The following is a 16572-nucleotide window of genomic DNA, read 5'->3' as shown; positions in this document are numbered from 1 at the left end:
GCCCGGCCTCCTGCGGAGCCGGAAACGGCCGACCATGAGCCGTCGTGACCGGATACGCGAGCCTGTCCGGTGGGAAGCGCGGGGCGCTCGGCACGATCGCCGACGACGGCGCAGGCCAACGAACCAGTAAGAAGAAAGAGCATGCGAATATTCGCGACTGTCATACTCGCCGGCGCGTCCAGCCTGGCCGCCTGTGGCTCACCAGTCGTCAGCGCGGCGTCGGAAGACCTCACGATCGGCATGTCGGTGTCGACGCTGAACAACCCCTATTTCGTCCAGTTCCGCGACGGAGCGGAGGCCGCGGCACTGAACTCCGGCATCAAGCTGACAGTCGTCGACGCCGCCAACGACACCTCCCGGCAGGCTGCCCAGATCCAAAACTTCACCAAAACGCGCGTAAAGGCGATCATCGTCAATCCGGTCGACTCCGATGCCGTCGCCCCGGCGGTCAGGGCGGCCGGTAGCGCCGGCATCCCGGTGATCGCGGCCGACCGCAGCGTCAACGGCTCCCGGGTGGCGCAAACCGTGACCTCCGACAACGTGGCCGGAGGCAAGCTGGGCGCCCAGGAGCTGGCCAAGCAACTCGGCGGCAAGGGCAAGGTGGTCGTGCTCCAAGGGACGGCCGGCACCTCCGCCTCCCGGGACCGCGACCGGGGCTTCAGCGCCGGCATCGCCGCGTACCCGAAGATCAAGGTCCTCGCCAGGCAGTCGGCCGACTTCAGCAGGGCCAAGGGACGGCAGGTCATGACGAACCTGCTCCAGCGCCACTCCGACATCACAGGGGTGTTCGCGAGCAACGACGAGATGGCGCTGGGCGCGATCCAGGCGCTGGGGGGAAGAGCGGGGCGGCAGGTCAAGGTGGTCGGCTTCGATGGCACGCCCGAGGGGATCAAGGCGGTGCGGTCGGGCACGATGGCCGCCACGGTCGCACAGCAGCCCAGGCTCATCGGCTGGCAGGCCGTGAACGAGGCCATCAAGGTAGCGAGGGGGCACGTCATCGCGGAGTCAGTGGCAGTTCCCATCAAGCTGGCCACCAAGAAGAACGCGCATGAGTTCTGGACCTTCTGAGCGCGCTTCCGTGAAATGAGCATCTAGCTCCGCAGCGGCGCGTACCCGGGCATCAGGAAGCACGGGGGCCGCGTACGTCAGCCGCAGGCCTGCCGCAGATCCGTGTACGGCGGGAAGGCCTCCAGGAGTTCGGCGAGCGTCAGCAGCCGGGCCAGCGGTCCGTGCACCCCCAGCAGGCGCAGATAACCACCACGCCGCTCGGCCTCCCGCTGCTCGGCAATCAGCGCGCTCAGGCCGCTGCAGTCGCAGAAGCCGAGCCCGCTCACGTCCACCACGATCTTGACCTGGTCGCGCACGAGCAGCTGGGCGCAGGCGCGCATGAAAGTCTCCCCCGTCCCCAGGTCGAGCTCGCCGTTGAGGCGCAGGACGGTCACGCCGTGATGGTCATCGACCTGCAGCGCCAACCGCGGGTCCGACATCAGTACCTCCCACTAATGGCGAAATAGATCACTTATCCTGCGAAAACCGCACAGAAGCAGATAAACGTCCCCCTACGCTATCCGCCGCCCCTGACCAGACCAGTCAACTATCGACATGGAAATCGTTAAATGCGCGGCCTCCCCATTTCTGTCCGGTCATGACAGGGGAATGACGGCCTACAGACAGCGGCCCGGGGGACGGCCGGCTCCCGTCGGGCGTCAGGAGGTGGCGGGTGCCCAGGCGGATCGGGTGAGGGCGTACATGCGGGCGGGCTGGCCGTACCGGTCGATGACCTCGCCCGCGAAGCTCATGCCGAGCTTCTCCATGATCCGTTCAGATCGGAGGTTGTCACGGTGGAAGCACGCGGTCAGAGATGACGCGCCCAGCCGCGCGAAGGCCTCGTCCCGCGCCGCCGCCGCGGCCTCGGTCGCGATGCCGCGTCCCCACGCCCCTGGATCGACCCACCAGCCGATCTCGAGCACGGGAGCCTCGAGCTCCGGAGTGTGCCCGTCACCGAGGGAGACCAGACCGAGAAACGCGTCACCGTCCCTCTCGGTGATCGCCCGCATCCCGAAACCGCGGCGCTCCCATTGCTCGATGGCGAGTTCGTGACGCTGAACGGCGTAATCCCGGCTCCACGTTCCGCTGCCGATGAACCTCATCACCCGCTCGTCACTGGACAGCCGGATGAGATCCTCCTGGAACCGCTGCTCCCAGCGGATCAGCGCCAGTCGGGCAGTGAGCAGTACTCGCATGGAACCGCAGCTTATCGACGGAGTGGCCCGAGGGCGGTGGCGGTTCCCATGGCTGCGGTGCTCAGCGGTAAAGGTCGGCGATGGCCGCCAGCAGGCGCTCACGGGCGGTGTCACCGGCTCCCGACGGTGCGGATGGCCGGCCTGATCGTGGTGCTGGACGGCGGCAGGATCGTCCAGCAGGGCGGCCACGACGACCTCATCACCCGTCCCGGCGTGTACGCCGAGCTGCACGCCATCCAGCACGACGCCTTCCGCTCATGACCAGAGGTCAGCGGGGCCGTGCGGCCATGGCGCAGCCGACCCCGCCGGCCACGATCGCCGCGGTCAACGCCCCTGCTGCGCTCCACCCGCTCACCTCGACGACCCACGCGTACCCGGGCGGCCCGAGCAGCGTGCCCAGACTGCCCAGCTGCGTCACCGCCCCGACTCCCCAGGCCGCACGATCCCCTGCCACCGCGGGCAGCGCCGCGAACACCGCCGAGACGGCCAGGCCGTTGACGGCCAGCAGGCTCGCCCATGAGCCGGGCAGGCCGCGCACGTCCACCAGGTAGACCGGCAGCACGGTGACCACGCTGACCCTAGCTTCGCCGTCGTATCGCCAGGTACGCGATGCCGGTCAGAGCGAGAGCCAGCGCCAGACAGGCGGCCGTCTCGATCTTCTGCGAGGTCCAGTAGGGCAGGTCCGCCCCCTCGCGTAGCGCTCGGCCGCCGAGCTGGCTGATGCCGGTCAGCAGCACCGACAGCGGCATGGCGATGCGGGTGTGCCCCGTCACCGCGCCGAGCGCGACGCCGAGCATCAGCGCGAGCAGGACTCTGGCGTACGGCACCAGGCCGTGACTCTCGTAGTACGGCCAGGCCGTCGGATCGCCCCCGGCCGAGGGCAGGGCCCAGACCAGCAGCGCGGCCAAGGCCGCGGTCGCGGACACGGCGCCGGCGGCCGCGACGGCCACGGTGACGGCCAGCCAGCGGCCCCTCGACAAGCTCTGTGTCCAGGCGAGCTTGCAGGTGCCCGTCTCGAGCTCTCGCGCGATCAGCGGGGCACCCCAGATCAGGCAGACCGCGCCGGGCAGGAACCCCGCCAATTGAGCGGTGAGCCCGCCCAGCTCCGGCTCCAGGCGTTCGGCCACGACGGACACGCCGTACAGCACGAGCAGGGCGGCGATGGCGGCGGCCTGGGCGCGCTGTCCGCGCCAGGCCACCCACAACAGCCCCGTCATCGAGCCTGCTCGGGGCGGCGCAGGTAGTCCAGCACGAGGTCCTCCAGATCGGTGGCGGGGTGGGTGCTCAGCAGGTCGGTGAAGCCGCCGCACAGCCGGACTCGGCCGGCGCCGAGCAGGATCAGGTGATCACACGCTTCCGCCAGGTCGGCCAGGATGTGCGAGGACAGCAGGACGGTGGCCTCCAGCGTGCGTACCACGTCCATCACCTGGATGCGGGCCAGCGGGTCGAGCTCGGCCAGCGGCTCGTCCAGGACGATCAGCTCGGCGCGCTTGCCGGCGGCCAGGGCGAGTGCCACAAGGGTGCGCTGGCCGCCGGACAGCCGGTCCGCACGCTCGTCCGGGTCGATGTCGTGGACGCGCAGCATGGATCTCGCGCGGCCGTGGTCCCATCGGGGGTTGGTGGCGGCGCCGAAGCGCAGCAGGTCGGCCACGCTCCAGCGCCTATACAGCGGCTTGTCCTGCGCGACGAAGGCCACCTTGGGCATCTCCAGCGGCCGGCCGAAGATCCGTACACTTCCTGAGGTGGGCGCCAGCAGGCCGGTCACGAGGTTCAGCAGTGTGGACTTGCCCGCCCCGTTCGGGCCGACCAGCGCGGCCCTGGCCCCGGCGGGCAGCTCGATGGTGGCCTCACGCAGCGCCCACCGCCGCCGGTAGCGCTTGCCGAGCCCGCTGGTCTCCAGCGCGTTCATCTCTCCTCCCCGCCGGTCTCCTGGCCGGTCAGCTCGCGCAGGCGGCGCAGCAGCGCGGCCCGCCGGGCATGGGCGCGTACGACCAGCACCAGCGCCGCCGCCACGAGCAGGCCCCCGATGGCCAGCGGCAGGCCGAGGCCGGTGCCGCGCTGGGCGGCGACCACGGCCACGAGCCCGGCGGTGGTGACGGAGGCGGCCAGCCCGATCCACGCGGCGACCACCCGATCGGTGGCGAACAGCGGCACCCGTCGCGTCAGCAGCCAGCCGCCGTAGCAGGCCCACGCCAGGCTGAAGACGGTGAACAGCGCGAACGCCAGGTGAGTGCGGCCGGGCAGCGGGCCGGGCTCGCTCCACCACAGCGCTGCCACGAAGACCGTCCCGGCCAGCCCGGCCAGCAGCGCCGCCACCGCCCGGACGCGCCTGCGGGGCGACAGCGACGGCTCCAGCCGCTCGATCATCTCGCGCGCCGACAGGCGCGGTCCCTCCTCGGTCATGGCCGGTATCCCTTCTCCTCCAGGTGCGCGCGCAGCAGGCGGCGGGCCCGGTTGAGCCGGGACTTGACCGTGCCGGCCGGGATCCGGCAGATCTGCGCGCAGTCCTCCACCGACAGGTCCTCCAGGTAGAACAGGACGAGGATCTCCCGCTCCAGCACCGGCAGCCCCGCCAGGGCATTCACCAGCTCGGCGCGGTCCACCATGGCCTCCACCGGGTCCTCGGCGACCACCTCGCCGGCGGCCCGCGCCTCGAGCTCTCTGGCGTACTGGCCACGCAGGCGATCGGTGACCGAGCGGCGGGCGATGGTGAACAGCCAGGGCACGAAGCGGGCCGGCTCGCGCAGCCGGGGCAGCCCGCGGACCACCGCCAGCCAGATCTCCTGGGTCACGTCGTCGGCCCGCTCGGCGTCCAGCATGCGTCGCACGTACGTCCACACCGGCTCCTGCCAGCGGGCCACCAGCTCGGCCAGTGCCGCTCGCTCGCCCAGCTGGGCGCGTATCACCAGCAGCTCATCGGTCATCTCGTCCTCCCGTCACCCTGCACAGTCGGACGAGAGACCGATCAGGTTCATCACTTCCCCGTCATCAGGGAATCCGCTTGCACACCGGCCCGGCTCTACTTCCGGCGAGCTTCTAGCGCGTCCAGAATCAACTCCAGGCCGTAGCCGAACTCGCTCGTGTGGTCGTAGCCCGGTCGCAGGGCGTGGTCGCGGATCATCTCTGTGAGGTACGGCAGCTCGTCCGCCGGCAGGAGCTCGAGGAGGCCGCCGGCCACTTCCTCGACGTCGTCCGGGGTCGTCATGGGCAGGCTCACCTCCTGGAGGACGTACCCGGCGATGTAGCTGTCGATGAGCGAGACAGCGTGCGCGGCCATCGGCAGCGTGAAACCCGCCTCGCGGAGGACGCCGAGGACGGCGTCGTGGTGGCGTAGCGTCGCCGGTCCCGGGCTACGGCGGGAGTCCATGAGGCCCAGGGCCCAGCTGTGCTGCGACAGGACCGCCCGTGCTGAGGAGGCGCGCGCACGGATGGCGTCGCGCCAGTCGTCGCACTCGGCACTGGGGAGCTCGATCGCCGCGAACACCATGTCGACGACGCCGTCGAGGATCGCGTCCTTGTTCGGTACGTGGTGGTAGAGCGACATCGCCTCCACGCCCAGTTCCTGCGCCACGCGTCGCATGGTGATCGCCTCAACGCCGCCGCGATCCGCGACTCGGATGGCGGCTTTCAGGACGAGATCTCGGCTGAGGGGTTGTGGCGGGGGTGGTGACACGACAGCTCCGGGGTCTCGGCGGGTTGACAGCCTTACAAGCGTAAGCCAATCTTACGTACGTAAGCGGCCTTACCGGTGTAAGTCCCCTGAGAAGGAGATCCCGATGCCGATGCCGAGGTGGTTGGGGCATGTGAACAAGAGGGTGTTCAACCCTCGCGCGATCGCGGGCGGGAGGCGGCCGGTGCTGATTCACGCCGGTCGCATCTCTGGCACGACGTACCGCACGCCGCTCGATGCGCATCCTGTCGACGGCGGCTACCTGTTCATCCTGGTATATGGATCGCGCTCGGACTGGGTGCAGAACATCCTGGCAGCCGGCGGTGCGCGGCTCCGGGTCGACGGGAAGGAGGTGGAACTCGCCGCGCCACGCCTCGTCGGGGAGGACGAGGCGTTCCAGGCCCTCCCCGCTGAGGTGGCACGCCCACCGAAGCTGCTCCGCATCACCGAGTTCCTCCGCATGGACCTGGTCGCAGGCTGACGACCGCCGTCAGCGCCGCGACAACGTCCCACGCCTGCACCGTGGGGCGTCGACGGCGCGCCGTCACCGGCTCCACGTCGCGGCTTCCTCGGCGAGCACCGCGGCTTGCGCTCCGCCATGCCGGTGGTGCCGGCCCTCGTCGCCTCCGTCGTCTTTCTGGCTCCTGCCGTCGACACCCGCCGCCGTTCCGCTACGGCAGCAGCCGGCCTGGTACTGGTGCGTCGGGAGGCAGTGAGTGCTTGCGGTAGGACTACGCGGCCGGCGGCGGCGGGGAGGTGCTCCCGTCGACGATGAGCCCGAGCCCCAACGTGCCGATGACCAGGCGACCGCGGAGCAAGCCGTCGCCGTCCAGCCAAATGTCGTCCGCCATGCCGATCAGCTTGTTGCCGGGGTTGCCGAAGTCGACACCGCCGACGATGACCGGCACATGGTCGGGTACCTTCTCCTTCTCCAGGAACCGGCGCAGGTCGCCCACGCTCAGCGGGACGAGGTCACGAGCTTCCGTCATGACAGCATGATTCAGGGCAGGCACCCGTCGTCGGGGCTCCCTTTCCGAGCCATGACTCTCGCTGGGGCGGATCAAGGCCGGCGGACGACACTAGCGCGAGGCGCTGCCCCGCCAGGACCGCGGGCAATGGGCTGCGTCGCCGGCCTGAGGTGCTATTCGCCCAAGCCCGCGCGGCGGGCGCGGACCACCGCCTGGGCGCGGTCGGCCACCTGGAGCTTGGCGAAGACGGACGTCAGGCGGTTTTTTGACGGTCTTCTGGCTGAGGAACAGGGCCCGCGCGATCTCCGCGTTGGATTCGCCGGAGGCGAGCAGGCCGAGGATTTCCCGCTCCCACTGGGTCAGCCCCGGGGAACGGGCCGCTGTCGGGCCCGTTCGTCAGGAAGCGGCGGATCCTTCGCGCCACGCCCGGCCCGTACACCGCCTCTCCCCTGGCGACGGCGGACACGGCGGCGAGGAAGTCGGGGCCGGCGGTGCCCTTGAGCACGTACCCGCGCGCCCGCCCGCAGCGCGGCGAACACCGGCGCGTCGTCCTCGCTCATGGTGAGGACGAGCACGCCGAGGTCGGGGCGGCGGTCGATGAGCTGCCGGGTCGCCTCCGTGCCGGACATGCCGGGCATGACCTGACCACCGGAGGTCACCACGTCTTCGACCACAAGACCCCGGCGCCCGGCGACCTCAGCCCCCTCAGCCAGCCGGCGAGTCCCGTACAGACAATTCCCCGGACTCGCGCAAAGGCTGGAGGACAGTGGAATCCGCTCGTCGATTCGGCGTCGGTCAGCGGATCTTGAGCAGATCGATCAGGAGGGTGGTCAGTTCCGCCAGGGACAGTTCGCGTCCCCGGGCCACCAGGCGTTCGTAGTCGTCCCGCGGGAGGGCTTCGCGTACGGCGGCGGCCTCGCGGGGGCCATCCAGGGGGTCCATCATCTCGGGGGAAAAGCCCACCCGGCGGCCGACCGCCTCCACGCCGCCCATCAGCACGGCTGCCTGCTCGGCCTGTCCGGTCAGCACGAGGGCATGGGCGGCAGTGTGGAAGAGCACAAGCCTGGAGGTGACGTCGTGGTGACGGTCGAGCGCGTCCAGAATGCCGGCGGCGATCTCCAGGGCGCGCCGACCGTCGCCAAGATCGCAGGCGGTTTTCATGGCGGCCCACGCGGAGGAGCCGGCCGCCCAGTCGTGGCCGCAGGAGTCGGCGGTCGCGACGGCTTCGGCCAGGACCGCGGCGGCGGTTGGAAGATCTCCCAGAACCCGGGCGAGCATGCCCTGCACCATCAGCGCTTCGGCCACCAGCCAGTCTTCTCCGGCACGCCGGGCGAGTTCGACTGCGCCGCGGGCCAGCGCCGGAGCGTCAATGGGTATTCCGGCGAGTACGCCGAAGTGCGTCTGGTAGACCCGTGCGGCTGCCTGGACCATCAGGTCACCGGCCTCCCGTGCCTCTCGCTCCGCCAGCACGACCGCCTCGTACGCCTGCGCCGGCTTTCCGGCCAGGTAGCTGAGCCCGCTGACGGCGAGCCGGGCCCGTCCCCGGACCGCCGGCTCGGCGTGCGGCGCCGCGGCGAAAGCCCTGGACATCCAGGACAGGCCTTCGGCGATGTGGCCCATGCGGTACCAGAACCAGTACAGCGCTCCGCCCAGTCTTAGCGCGTAGTCGCCATCCCCGGCGGCCAGCGCGGAAGCGAAGGCGGCGCGGCACTCCGGCTGCTCCCGGGTCAGCCGGCTCAGCAGCTCGGCCGCCTGCGGGCCCCGGAGCCTGCGCTCGGCGCTCTCCGCCTGGGCCAGTATCCAGGCTCGGTGTCGTTGCTGGGTCTGGGCGAGGTCGTCCGGGTCGAGTTCCCGCAGCGCGTACTGACGCAGCGTCTCCAGCAGCCGGTAGCGGCGCGGTGCGGTGCCGGGCTCGACGTCGACCAGCGACTTGCGGACCAGGGCCGACAAGGGAGGCAGCACGGGAATCTGGTCCGCGACCGCGCCCGCGGCGTCGAGGTCGAATCCGGCGGCGAACACGCTCAGCCGGTGGAAGAGCCGCCGTTCCCCGGGTTCGAGGAGCCGGTGGCTCCAGGCGATGGCGGACTCCAGCGCACGATGCCGGGCGGGCAGGTCGCGCGGGCCGTCGACCAGGACATCGAAGCGGTTTTCCAAGGCGTCGGCGATCTGGCCGATGGACAGCATCCGGCATTGCGCGGCGGCCAGTTCGATGGCGAGCGGGATGCCGTCGAGGCCGGCGCAGAGCCCGGGGATCCGGTCGAGGTCGTCCACGTCGGGGCACCATGCGGGCAGCACGGCGGCAGCCCGTTTCCTGAAGAGTTCGGCGCCGTCCCCGGCCGGGTCGAGCGGCCGTACCTCGTAGACCGCCTCGCCCTCCACGCCCAGCGCTTCGCGGCTGGTGGCCAGGACCCGCAGGCCGCCGCAGCGGCTCAGCAGCACACCGGCCAGCCTGGTGACCTCGTCCAGCAGGTGCTCGCAGTTGTCGAGCACCAGCAGGAGTCGCCGTCCGGCGAGCACGGCCGACAGGTCTTCGGCGGAGGATGCTCCGGGGATGCCGATGGCGGCGCCGATCGTGGCGGGCAGGAGTTCGGGTGAGGTGAGGGCGGCCAGTTCCACCAGCCAGGGCCCGTCGGCGCTGTCGGTACGGCCTCTGGCCGTCTCCAGCGCGAGGCGTGTCTTGCCCACTCCGCCCGGGCCGGTGAGGGTGACCAGCCGGTACTCGGCCAGCAGACGGTCGACGGCGGCGATGTCGTCCGTGCGTCCGACGAGGCTTGACAATGCGAACGGCAGGTTGCCGACGGGTGCCGCCGGAGGGCGGGCAGGCGCGACGGGGTTGGTGCGGGGCCTGGCGGCAGTGGGAGTGGCGTGGGCGCCGATGGTTGCGGTGGAGCGTGCCGGCGGCGGGTCGAGCCGGGGATCCTGGGTGAGCACCGCGGACTCCAGGTCTCGCAACGCGAGTCCGGGGTCGATGCCCAGCTCGTCGGCGAGCCGGTGCCGTACCGTGCGCAGCGCCGCGATCGCGTCTGCCTGCCGCCCGGACCGGTACAGGGCGAGCACGAGCAGTTCCCAGCCGCGTTCGCGCAGCGGTTGCTCCGCCACCAGGGCTTCCAGCTCGCCGACCGCCTCGGCGGGCCTGCCCAGGTCGATGGTGGCGGCCAGCCGATCCTCGTACGCGGCCGTACGCAGGTCCTCCAGCCGGGCCGCTTCTGTGAAGGCGAAACCGGCCCCGTCGAAGTCCGCGTAGGCGGGACCACGCCACAGCTCCAGCGCCTCGGTGAGCAGCTCCGCGGCGGGGCCCGGCCTGCCGCCGTCCAAAGCACGCCGTCCCGCCACGGCGAGGTCGGCGAAGCGCTCGGCGTCGACCGCGGACGGATCAGCCCGCAGCGTGTATCCCGGCCCCTCACGGACCAGCAGCCGGGGCGGAGCGCCGGGCGAACGTCCTGGCTCCAGGGCGCGGCGCAGTTCGGAGATGTACGCGTGGAGGGTCGTCGGTGACGAGGGCGGGGAGCCCTCCCACACCTGGGACGTCATCCGCTCGGCGGAGACCATCCTGCCCCTGGCGATCAGCAGGACGGCCAGAACCGCCCGCTGCCGCAGGCCCCCGAGGCCGACGGCCCGTCCCGCCAGCTCGGCCCGGAGGGGACCGAGCACCCCGAACCGCACGGCATCGGGAGCGACATCACCCATCGGCCCCCCTCTCGCACACCTCGTGACGACCTCAGGCGAGGGTAACCGAAGGGCTGCGGCTCAGGGAGGGGGCGGAGGCGGTTGACCGGTAGCTGTGGGGATTGTCAGCTCGTGCAGGTGGCCTTGGCCGAGACGTGGCGGCGGACGGTCTCCGCCGCCGGGATGCGCGGCGACGTCACTGACCGGCCGGGATCTGCTCCCGGACGGCAAGCCCGGAGCGGGCCGGGCCGCCGCCGGGACGCGGCCGGAGCACACGGGCCAGGACGCCCGGCGACAACAGGCGCTGTGGAGGGGCCTGCAGGTTGGCGACGCTCAGGAAGGCGTGCCCGACCACCGGGTCCGCCGCCGCGGCCACGTGGAGGCGTGTGATGTAGCGGTTGAGCAGCTTCACGCGCAGAGGGCGTGGAGCCTCGACGGACGGGAAGCGCAGATCACCGCCGACCGACAGGTCCCAGGGCACGTCGATGATCCGCGCGGCCCGCTGGAAGAAACGGCGGGCCAGGCCGTCGCGCCGGCCGCCCTCCAAGCACTCACGCAGGGCGACGGCCTCGCAGGCGGCCACCGTCATGCCCTGCCCGTAGCTGGGGTTGAACTGGCACAGGGCATCACCGAACACCACATAGCCCTCGGGGAAACGGCCCAGCTCTTCGTAGCGGCGCCGAATGCTCACGGGGATGCGCATCCGCCGCGGCTCCCCGAGCGGTTCCAGGCGCTCCATGAGGCGGTGCAGGTCCGGAACCGGAAGCCGGGCGGCGAACCCGTGGTACCCGTCCGGGTCGACGGGTGGGACGTCGTCGCCCATGCCGAACAGGGTGACGAGCCAGCGGTCCCCCTCGGCGCTGAGGGCGACCCCGCCCCGGGGCACCGAGGCGCTGTGCCCCACCACCATGGCGACGAAGTCGGCGTCGCCCGGCCGGCGCCGGTATTCACGCGAGACGTACTGCAGCCGGGAGTCGACATGTTCCTCCCGTGCGGGCTCGTATCCCAGCCGGCGCAGCCACTCCGCGCCCCGGTTTCCCCGGCCCACGGCGTTCACCACGAGATCGGCCGCCATGTCCTCGGGCCGGTGCCCGGAGCGCTGCAGACGTACTCCGGTGACCGCGCCGTCCCTGCCGGCGATCGGCTCGACCACCTCGCAGCGCTCATGGATGACCACGCCGGGAAGGTCCGCGACCCGGGACCGCAGATACCGTTCGAGTTCCGGCCGGCTCACCGTCAGGCCGCGCATCTGCGAAGGCGCGGGGTGCAGCAGCCGGCCGTCGTTGTACCAGCGGACGTCGTCCTGGATGTCGCAGGTGGTGGCGCCCGCGGCGACCAGGTCCGTGGTCAGCCCGGGGAACAGCTCCTCGAGGATCTCGCAGCCCCGGGAGAGCATCCCGTGCGCGTGATGCCCCTGCGGCACGCCGCGCCGGGGGACGCCCTGGGCGGGCAACGCGTCACGGTCGATCACGGTGACCTGTTCGAACGTCTCGCTGAGCACCCGGGCCGCCAGGAGCCCGCCGATCCCGGCTCCCGCGACGACGGCGTGTCCGATGCTTGTCACAGCTCCTCAGCCCTCACCACTGGGAGGGGTCGCCCGCGACGGCCACCCATTGGGTGGGGTCCCCCTCGGCGGCGTGGACCGCCGTGGCGCCCAGGCCGAGCAGGAGCCCCAGCACGAAACCCGCCAGCTCCGCGGTACGGATCATTCGCTTGATCATGATTCACCTCGTTGTCCGGCCGCCCCGACCGGGCGGCGCCGCGTTCACGACAACGAGAGTGCGCCGGCCTGCTTCGGAGCCGGTGGGAACGGGCTTTCCCAGTGACTTCCAAGGCTTCCAAGGCCCGGATCAACCCCCCGCCGATGGCGTGGAGTCGCTGCGATCAGAGGATCATCGTCCAGCGATCAACGAGGTGAGCAGGGCGCTCGCGTCCTGCCGGGACATGGCGCGCCCGCGGGCCGCATGGCGTTCGTACTCCTCCGGCGGAAGCGCCCCGCGTACGGCGGCGGCCTCGCGCGGCCCGTCCAGCGGATCCATCAGCTCTGGGGAGACGCCGGCTCGCTTGCCGATGGCCTCCACGGCCCCCATCAGCACGGCCGCGTGCTCAGCCTGCCCGGTCAGGGCGAGGGCGCGGGCCGCGCTGTGAACCGTCACCAGCCAGAAGGAGATGTCTCCGTAACGGTCCATCGTGGCCAGGAGGTCCGCCGCGACGGCCAGTGCCCGAGCGCCGTCCCCGCGGTCCGAGGCCGTCTTCATCTCGCACCAGGCCGCTCCGTCCGCCGCCCAGTCGTGGCCACTGGCGCGGGCGGCGTCGATGGCCTTCTGAAAGACGCCGCCGGCGCCCGGAAGATCACCCAACACCCGCAGGGTCATGCCCTGGACCATGAGTATTTCGGCCTCCAGCCAGTCGAGGGCGCTGCGCCGGGCCATCTCGACGGCCTCGCGGGTGAGGGCCTCGGCGTCGAGCGCCACCCCGGCCAGCAGGCCCAGGTAGGCGGCGTAGGCGGTCGCGCCCGCCTCCGTCGCCGGGTCACCTGCCCGGCGGGCCTCCTCGATCGCCGAACGGGCCGCCTGGTACGACTGAAGCGGCTGTCCGGCCAGGTAGTGCAGTCCCGTGAGCGCGTACCAGGCACGCGCCCGGGCATCCGCACCGGCTCGCGGGGCCGCCGCGAACGCCTCGGACAGCCAGGCGAGGCCCTCCCCGACATGCCCCATGCGGAACCAGAACCAGAACAGCGCGCCGCTCAGCCGGAGCGCGTACTCGCCGTCACCCGCCGCCAGCGACGTGGCGAACGCGGCCCGGAACTCCGCCTGATCGCGGCTCAGCCCGTTCAGCAACGCCGCTCCCTGCGGGCCGCGGAGATGGCGTTCGGCGTTCTCGGCCCGGGCCAGGACCCAGGTGCGGTGGCGTTCCCGCGCCCGGGCCAGCTCGTCCGGGGAAAGCGCGGCCAAGGCGTACTGGCGCAGGGTTTCCAGCATCCGGTAGCGGCGTGGCGCCGTGCCGGGTTCGGCGGTGACCAGCGATTTGCGGACCAACGCCGACAGCGGCGCCAGGACGGGATCGACTCCTCCGACCGCGGCGGCCGCCTCCAGATCGAAGCCGGCTTCGAACACCCCGAGCCGGCGGAAGAGCCGGCGTTCCGCCGGCTGCAGCAATTGATCGCTCCAGGCGACGGTGTCCAGCAGCGTGCGATGGCGGTCCGGCCGTCCGGCCGATCCGTCCACCAGCAGGGTGAAGCGGTCCTCCACGGCATCGGCGATCTGGGCGACGGACAGCGCCCGGCTCTGCGCGGCGGCGAGTTCGATGGCCAACGGGATGCCGTCGAGCCGCGCGCACAGGGCGGCGATCCTTTCCCTGTCGCCCGGCGCGGCCACCCAGCCGGGCGAGACGGCCGCCGCACGGCGCAGGAACAGATCCGCGGCTTCCGTGGCGGCATCCAGGGGCGGTACTTCGTAGACCGTTTCACCCGAGATGCCTAGGGGTTCGCGGCTGGTGCACAGCATCCGTACAGAGCCGCAGCGGGTCAGCAGGGTGTGGACCAGCATGGCGGCGGGGATCAGCAGATGCTCGCAGTTGTCCAGGACGATCAGCATGTCACGGCCAGCGATCATCCCGGCCAGCTGATCGGGGGACGCCGCGGAGGGCAGCCCGAGAGCGGCGGCCATGGTCGCGGTGAGCAGGTCGGGTGCGTGCAGACCGGCCATCTCCACGAACCAGGGCCCGTCGGCGTCGGTACGGGCGCGTGCGACCTCCAGGGCCAGGCGGGTCTTGCCGACCCCGCCTGGGCCGGTGAGCGTGACCAGCCGGTGCCCGTCCAGCAGAGATGCCACGGCCGCGAGGTCGCTGCGGCGGCCGACGAAGCTGGACAGTGCGAACGGCAGATTGCCCTGGGGCGGTGCCGGAGCCGCGGCCGCAGGGTGTGACAGAGGGCTCGGCTCAGCCGGTACCGGGGCCAGCCGCGGGTCCTGGGTGAGCACGGCCGCCTCCAGGTCACGCAGGCCGCGTCCCGGGTCGATGCCCAGCTCGTCGGCCAGCCTCCTGCGTACCGCTCGAAGTGCGGCGAGCGCGTCGGCCTGACGCCCCGACCGGTACAGGGCGAGGACCAGCAACTCCCAGCCGCGCTCCCGCAGCGGCTGCTCGGCGATCAGCGCCTCCAGCTCGCCTATGGCGGCGGCGTGCTGCCCCGCCGCGATGACGGCGGCGAGCCGGTCCTCGCGGGCTGTGGCCCGCAGATTCTCCAGCCTGGTCGCCTCGGGCACCGCGAAGGTGGCTCCGCCGAAGTCGGCATAAGCCGGACCCCGCCACAGCGCGAGCGCCTGTCCGAGCAGGTCCGCGGCGAGTTGTGGTTCGCCGCCCTCCAACGCGCGCCGGCCACGAGCGGCCAGATCGGTGAAGCGCCCGGCGTCGATCGCGGCCGGTACCGCCCGAAGGGCGTATCCGGATCCCTCGCGCACCAGCAGCCGGGCCGGAGCGCCGGGTGCTCTTTCCGGCTCCAGCGCCCTGCGCAGATCGGCGACGTACCCATGGAGTGTCGTCGGGGAGGGAGGTCTCGAGCCCTCCCACACTTCGGAGAGGATCCGCTCTGCCGAGACGCTCCTGCCCCGCGCGATCAGCAGCAGCGCCAGCACGGCCCGCTGACGGGGTCCGCCGAGCCCTGCCACGCGACCGCCGACGTCGGCCCGGAGCGGCCCCAGGACGCCGAACCTCACGCCCTCGGCCACACCCACCAGCAGACCTCCCACCGTACTCAACGCGCTGTGAGAATATCCGAATCATCCACATATACGAAGAAGTCGCGACACTGCCGCACGGCAGTTCACCGTCGCCGAACGCGACCACGTCCGAACCTGTCTGAGGCGATGCAGAGGCACGTCGCTGGTGCTGCCGGCCGCCGACAAGGTTCGCAGGTGGGGGGCTTCGACGTGCCCCGGCCGGATGCCTGGTTCCTTGCGACCCCGATCTCGTTCGATGGCAAGGTGAACGCACGCACGGCAGGCGACGTCGTGCCCTCACATGCCGAAGACCTCATCGGCTATGCCCGCCGATCGGCGGCCGTCGCCGGTCCCGGGATCAGGGCCTGTCTCAGCGGTTCGCGCCACTTGTCCAGTTGCGGATCGAACACGCCGAAGTCCGTACCGAAGTCCCAGTAGGCCCAGCTCATCCCCAGGCGTTCGGCCTCCGATCGCACGAACGCCGTCCATTCCACGCGGGAGGCCGCGTGGGCCTTGGAGAAGGCGCCGAACTCGCCGAGGAACAACGGGCGGCCGTGCTCGCTGGCCCAAGTGGCGGCCGTGGTGAGGTCACGACGTACGGCGGCCCGATCGGCGTCGTCGCCCCAGCGCGTGCCCAGCCAGGCGTCGGCACCCTTGACCCATCCGGCGCCCTGGTGGGTGAAGGCGAACGGCGCGTAGTAGTGAACCGTGGCGATCAGATGGTCGTCCTGCGGAAGGTCCAGCTGCGCGAGCGCGTCGACGTCGTTCATCCGCGCCGGGCCGATGAGCACCGAGCGGTCCGGGTTCGACTCGCGCACAACCGCCAAGGCCTTAGCGGCGAGCTCATTCCATCGCTCCGGCGTCATAGGATCGCGGGGCTCGTTGAGCAGTTCGAAGCAGAGCGGCTCCGGATCGTGCGCATAGCGCGGGGCGATCTGCCGCCAGAGCGCGAGGAATCGCGCCTCCTGCTCGTCGGTAGCGGCGCAGACCTCGTCGTAGTGGTGGACGTTGATGACGACGTTCAGGCCGCGACGGAGTGCGCCGTTCACCGCTTGGTCCACTCGGTCGAAGAAGCCCGGATCGATCCTGTACGGCGGGGTCTCCTCGGCGTGTGCCGACCATCGCACGGGAAGGCGAACGGTGTCGAATCCGGCCCGCGCCACCTCGTCGAAGTACCGCTCCTCGAGCCTGAGGCCCGGTTCACCCTCACCTCTGGCGTCCAGCCCGTTGCCGAAATTGACGCCCCGCCCCAGCCGCACGCTCCTGCGTCCCTTCCCTCGGCCACTGACCCGACAACGACCCCGCCGGCA

At 71.4% G+C, this 16572-nt stretch carries 19 protein-coding genes; 3 read left to right on the top strand and 16 right to left on the bottom strand.

From position 1 onward, the window contains the following. Nucleotides 1-141 precede the first annotated feature (141 nt). Nucleotides 142-1068 (top strand): substrate-binding domain-containing protein, encoded by a 927-nt coding sequence (locus ID574_RS42810; protein WP_188194762.1) that lies wholly within the window; start codon nt 142-144, stop codon nt 1066-1068. Nucleotides 1069-1145: 77 nt separating this feature from the next. Here ID574_RS42810 and ID574_RS42805 read toward each other — a convergent pair whose 3' ends face one another. Beyond that, the gene (locus tag ID574_RS42805; RefSeq protein ID WP_188194761.1) at nt 1146-1487 is read right to left on the bottom strand and encodes an STAS domain-containing protein; all 342 of its coding nucleotides are present in this window, start codon (nt 1485-1487) and stop codon (nt 1146-1148) included. Nucleotides 1488-1706: 219 nt separating this feature from the next. Next, a complete protein-coding gene (locus tag ID574_RS42800; protein ID WP_188194760.1) occupies nt 1707-2243 on the bottom strand; it encodes a GNAT family N-acetyltransferase in 537 nt (178 codons plus the stop codon). A 132-nt stretch (nt 2244-2375) separates the two neighbouring features. Between ID574_RS42800 and ID574_RS62005 the strand changes: the two genes are divergently transcribed. Next, the gene (locus tag ID574_RS62005) at nt 2376-2504 is read left to right on the top strand and encodes a hypothetical protein (protein ID WP_262496116.1); all 129 of its coding nucleotides are present in this window, start codon (nt 2376-2378) and stop codon (nt 2502-2504) included. Nucleotides 2505-2511: 7 nt separating this feature from the next. Here ID574_RS62005 and ID574_RS42795 read toward each other — a convergent pair whose 3' ends face one another. The 6 genes from ID574_RS42795 to ID574_RS42770 all read right to left on the bottom strand — a co-directional run bounded on the left by ID574_RS42795 (nt 2512) and on the right by ID574_RS42770 (nt 5916). Further along, entirely contained in the window at nt 2512-2814 is a 303-nt protein-coding gene (locus ID574_RS42795) for a hypothetical protein (RefSeq protein ID WP_223167657.1), read from the bottom strand. Between the two features lie 7 nt (nt 2815-2821). Next, on the bottom strand, nt 2822-3460 hold the full coding sequence (locus ID574_RS42790; protein ID WP_188194758.1) for an ABC transporter permease subunit: 639 nt from the start codon (nt 3458-3460) through the stop codon (nt 2822-2824). Continuing rightward, the gene (locus ID574_RS42785) at nt 3457-4152 is read right to left on the bottom strand and encodes an ABC transporter ATP-binding protein (protein WP_188194757.1); all 696 of its coding nucleotides are present in this window, start codon (nt 4150-4152) and stop codon (nt 3457-3459) included. Before ID574_RS42785 ends, ID574_RS42790 begins: the two co-directional genes overlap by 4 nt. Further along, nucleotides 4149-4646, bottom strand: coding sequence for a hypothetical protein (locus ID574_RS42780; protein WP_188194756.1), 498 nt, complete (start codon nt 4644-4646; stop codon nt 4149-4151). Before ID574_RS42780 ends, ID574_RS42785 begins: the two co-directional genes overlap by 4 nt. Further along, the gene (locus tag ID574_RS42775; protein ID WP_188194755.1) at nt 4643-5167 is read right to left on the bottom strand and encodes an RNA polymerase sigma factor; all 525 of its coding nucleotides are present in this window, start codon (nt 5165-5167) and stop codon (nt 4643-4645) included. The genes ID574_RS42780 and ID574_RS42775 overlap by 4 nt, the downstream gene beginning before the upstream one ends. A 95-nt stretch (nt 5168-5262) precedes the next feature. Continuing rightward, nucleotides 5263-5916 (bottom strand): TetR/AcrR family transcriptional regulator, encoded by a 654-nt coding sequence (locus tag ID574_RS42770; protein ID WP_188194754.1) that lies wholly within the window; start codon nt 5914-5916, stop codon nt 5263-5265. 103 nt (nt 5917-6019) lie between these two features. Here ID574_RS42770 and ID574_RS42765 point away from each other — a divergent pair, with 103 nt between their 5' ends. Continuing rightward, on the top strand, nt 6020-6394 hold the full coding sequence (locus ID574_RS42765) for a nitroreductase family deazaflavin-dependent oxidoreductase (protein WP_188194753.1): 375 nt from the start codon (nt 6020-6022) through the stop codon (nt 6392-6394). A 250-nt stretch (nt 6395-6644) separates the two neighbouring features. Here the strand turns inward: ID574_RS42765 and ID574_RS42760 are convergent, their stop codons facing one another. The 8 genes from ID574_RS42760 to ID574_RS42725 all read right to left on the bottom strand — a co-directional run bounded on the left by ID574_RS42760 (nt 6645) and on the right by ID574_RS42725 (nt 16521). After that, nucleotides 6645-6902 carry a hypothetical protein gene (locus ID574_RS42760; RefSeq protein WP_188194752.1) on the bottom strand — a complete coding sequence of 86 codons (258 nt, stop codon included), beginning with the start codon at nt 6900-6902 and terminating at the stop codon, nt 6645-6647. A gap of 90 nt (nt 6903-6992) precedes the next feature. Further along, entirely contained in the window at nt 6993-7214 is a 222-nt protein-coding gene (locus ID574_RS42755) for a LuxR C-terminal-related transcriptional regulator (protein ID WP_262496120.1), read from the bottom strand. Between the two features lie 26 nt (nt 7215-7240). Beyond that, a complete protein-coding gene (locus ID574_RS42750) occupies nt 7241-7543 on the bottom strand; it encodes a response regulator (RefSeq protein ID WP_188194751.1) in 303 nt (100 codons plus the stop codon). Between the two features lie 133 nt (nt 7544-7676). Then, nucleotides 7677-10568 carry an AfsR/SARP family transcriptional regulator gene (locus ID574_RS42745; RefSeq protein ID WP_188194750.1) on the bottom strand — a complete coding sequence of 964 codons (2892 nt, stop codon included), beginning with the start codon at nt 10566-10568 and terminating at the stop codon, nt 7677-7679. A gap of 175 nt (nt 10569-10743) precedes the next feature. After that, nucleotides 10744-12111 carry an NAD(P)/FAD-dependent oxidoreductase gene (locus tag ID574_RS42740; protein ID WP_188194749.1) on the bottom strand — a complete coding sequence of 456 codons (1368 nt, stop codon included), beginning with the start codon at nt 12109-12111 and terminating at the stop codon, nt 10744-10746. 13 nt (nt 12112-12124) lie between these two features. Then, complete coding sequence (locus ID574_RS42735; RefSeq protein ID WP_188194748.1) at nt 12125-12268, bottom strand: hypothetical protein; 144 nt, start codon at nt 12266-12268, stop codon at nt 12125-12127. Between the two features lie 171 nt (nt 12269-12439). Then, on the bottom strand, nt 12440-15292 hold the full coding sequence (locus ID574_RS42730) for an AfsR/SARP family transcriptional regulator (protein WP_223167683.1): 2853 nt from the start codon (nt 15290-15292) through the stop codon (nt 12440-12442). 290 nt (nt 15293-15582) lie between these two features. Then, on the bottom strand, nt 15583-16521 hold the full coding sequence (locus tag ID574_RS42725) for a glycoside hydrolase family 5 protein (protein WP_188194746.1): 939 nt from the start codon (nt 16519-16521) through the stop codon (nt 15583-15585). Between the last annotated feature and the right edge of the window lie 51 nt (nt 16522-16572).

It is taken from the genome of Nonomuraea sp. SYSU D8015, assembly GCF_008065375.1.
Lineage (GTDB): Bacteria > Actinomycetota > Actinomycetes > Streptosporangiales > Streptosporangiaceae > Nonomuraea.
Note: the sequence above shows the minus strand (reverse complement) of the source record. Positions and strands in the feature narration are given on the sequence as shown.

Coding starts and splice junctions, on each gene's coding strand:
- ID574_RS42810 (WP_188194762.1), top strand. CDS start 142: ATGCGAATATTCGCGACTGTCATACTCGCCGGCGCGTCCAGCCTGGCC.
- ID574_RS42805 (WP_188194761.1), bottom strand. CDS start 1,487: ATGTCGGACCCGCGGTTGGCGCTGCAGGTCGATGACCATCACGGCGTG.
- ID574_RS42800 (WP_188194760.1), bottom strand. CDS start 2,243: ATGCGAGTACTGCTCACTGCCCGACTGGCGCTGATCCGCTGGGAGCAG.
- ID574_RS62005 (WP_262496116.1), top strand. CDS start 2,376: ATGGCCGGCCTGATCGTGGTGCTGGACGGCGGCAGGATCGTCCAGCAG.
- ID574_RS42790 (WP_188194758.1), bottom strand. CDS start 3,460: ATGACGGGGCTGTTGTGGGTGGCCTGGCGCGGACAGCGCGCCCAGGCC.
- ID574_RS42785 (WP_188194757.1), bottom strand. CDS start 4,152: ATGAACGCGCTGGAGACCAGCGGGCTCGGCAAGCGCTACCGGCGGCGG.
- ID574_RS42780 (WP_188194756.1), bottom strand. CDS start 4,646: ATGACCGAGGAGGGACCGCGCCTGTCGGCGCGCGAGATGATCGAGCGG.
- ID574_RS42775 (WP_188194755.1), bottom strand. CDS start 5,167: ATGACCGATGAGCTGCTGGTGATACGCGCCCAGCTGGGCGAGCGAGCG.
- ID574_RS42765 (WP_188194753.1), top strand. CDS start 6,020: ATGCCGATGCCGAGGTGGTTGGGGCATGTGAACAAGAGGGTGTTCAAC.
- ID574_RS42760 (WP_188194752.1), bottom strand. CDS start 6,902: ATGACGGAAGCTCGTGACCTCGTCCCGCTGAGCGTGGGCGACCTGCGC.
- ID574_RS42745 (WP_188194750.1), bottom strand. CDS start 10,568: ATGGGTGATGTCGCTCCCGATGCCGTGCGGTTCGGGGTGCTCGGTCCC.
- ID574_RS42735 (WP_188194748.1), bottom strand. CDS start 12,268: ATGATCAAGCGAATGATCCGTACCGCGGAGCTGGCGGGTTTCGTGCTG.